This is a genomic window from Sphingomonas sp. CCH9-E2, assembly GCF_001557215.1.
Classification (GTDB): Bacteria; Pseudomonadota; Alphaproteobacteria; order Sphingomonadales; family Sphingomonadaceae; genus Sphingomonas.
Genome location: NZ_LSJM01000163.1, coordinates 1 through 2,061, shown reverse-complemented (window position 1 = coordinate 2,061; position 2,061 = coordinate 1). Strand labels below are relative to the sequence as shown.

General features: G+C 63.9%; 2 protein-coding genes. Both read right to left on the bottom strand.

What is annotated here, in order from left to right; all coding sequences use genetic code 11:
* On the bottom strand, nucleotides 1-265 hold a 265-nt coding region (locus AX681_RS21395), incomplete at its 3' end, for a MerC domain-containing protein (protein WP_197424259.1).
* A 103-nt stretch (nucleotides 266-368) separates the two neighbouring features.
* Nucleotides 369-2,061 (bottom strand): TonB-dependent receptor (locus AX681_RS08495; RefSeq protein ID WP_066682055.1); only part of this gene is annotated, 1,693 nt, incomplete at its 5' end.

Here is a 2,061-nt window from a genome sequence, read left to right as displayed (position 1 = left end):
CTATAAGCCCAGCCGCGCCAAGCATTACGGGCCACCAAGCGCCATGTCGTGTCCTGCCGGAGAGAAGGGCCAAGCTGCTCGTCGGCACGGCAATCGCCAGCATCACCAGGTGAAAGGTCCGGCTGACCGGAATGACGCTGCTGAGCGCGGGAAGGGCGGCAAAGAGGAGGGGCAGCGCGAGACAGTGAATGAGGCACAGCAACGAAGCACCCAAAGCCGTGTGTTCGATCAGCCCCCGATGCGAGTTTCTCAACGTCCCTGCCACAAACCTCTCCATTATGGGGGTGGGGCAGGCCCTACCCCGTCTCCCTGTAACCTTTTGAAATGGCATCCCAGGTGGGGGAGGCCTGCTGCCCGCGACATCTTTGTCAGAGGCCGAACCTTAGCGAGACCCGGATGTCGCAACCGGAGAGCGGCGCGAAGTCCTTGAGAAAGCTAGAATGACGGCGTGCAACCACGTCGAAGATATTGTTGGCGCTGAGCAAGAGCGAAGTCCTGCTGCTGTTGGCAAAGGGTTTGAGGCTCACACTGGCGTTGACCAAGGTGTAGCCGGGCGTAGTGGTCTCGAAGTCGGCGATACGGTCCTGCTTGAACACGCGCTCCACCTCGGTACGCGCGGTGAACTTGTCGCCCTGCGCCTCCAGACCGCCGAGTAGACGAAGCGGCGGGATGCGCGGCACGGGGCCGCGGTCGATGATGGTGGCCCGGACATAATCGCCGAGCAGGTCGGCGTTGATGCGCGTGCCGCCCACCTCGAACAGCTTGGCCGAAAGATCGCCTTCGATGCCCCAATAGCTCGCGCCGGCTTGCTGGTACTGAAAGCAGGGCAGGTCGACCTCGCGGCCTGACGGTGCGGCCGCAGCCTCGCATACAGCCTGGTCGACCTGCTGCTCCGAAATATAGTTGTTGAAGCGGTTGTAATAGGCGGATGCGTCGAAGCTCAGGCGCTCACCGTGAACGTGAAGCGTCGCCTCGATCCCATAGCTCCGTTCCAGCCGGAAGTCCGGGTTGCCCAGCTCATAAGCTTGTGTGCCGGCATGAGGCCCGTTTGCGAACAGCTCCTCGGCTGACGGCGCGCGCTCGGTATATGAACCGTTCAGGCCGATGCGGATCGCGTCGGTGACGCCGTAACCGACCCCCAGTGAGCCGGAGAACGCGCCATAGTTGCGCTTCCCGCCAAAGAATCTCGGGTCACTGCCCACGGTCTTGGCGGTCTGGTTGCTCCACTCGTAACGAGCGCCGGCCGCAGCATGAAACGGCCCCGCATTATACTGCTGAAGCGTGAAGATGCCGGTCTGATTGGTTTCATTGCGGGGCAGGAAGGCTTCGACACCCTCGATGTTGAACGAACGGTTGAAATATTGGACACCGCTCGCGCCCTGCCATCCACCGCGATCTGCCTGAAGGAGTTCCAGTCGCCCCTCGGTGCCTTTGCTGTAGAACGCCGTGCCGATCTCGCCGGACGGTTCCAGCTCAAAATGGCGGTAGCTGGCATGGCCGGCGCGGATGCGGATGCGGTCGAGGAACCCGCCCCCGGTCTCGACTTCGCCGCGTAAGTCGACCCGGTCCTGCTTGACATCGAGCCGGGGCGACTCCTGCGCCTGGCCCACCTCGGTCGCATAGCGGATCGGCACGCCGTAGAGGCTGTCGTAACGACTGTAGCTTACGCCAAGTTGGCCCGTGTCGGTGATGATCGACGCGCCGACGCCCGCCGTCCAGGTCTCGGCGGCGGTGTTGGGGAGCTTGCCTCGGATAGCAGCGGAGGCCGCGAAGTCGATCGGGTCCTTGCCTGGTGCCACGTCTTGCGGCAAGCCGACTTGCGAGAGCGCAGCAGCGCGTGCCGCTGGCGATAGCGCGTAGCCGCCGATCCTGAGGTCGTCGGCTTTGAGATACGAGCCGTCGGCGTGGAGCACGAGGTAGGGACCGACCGCCACGTCAGCAGCGCCGGCGATCGAACGCTCGTTCGCGGCCGAGCCGTAGGTGGCGATGCCATTCAGCCGATAGCCGTTCTCGGGCCGGGTCCGCGGAATGCGCGTGTCGATGACGTTCACCACCCCGCCC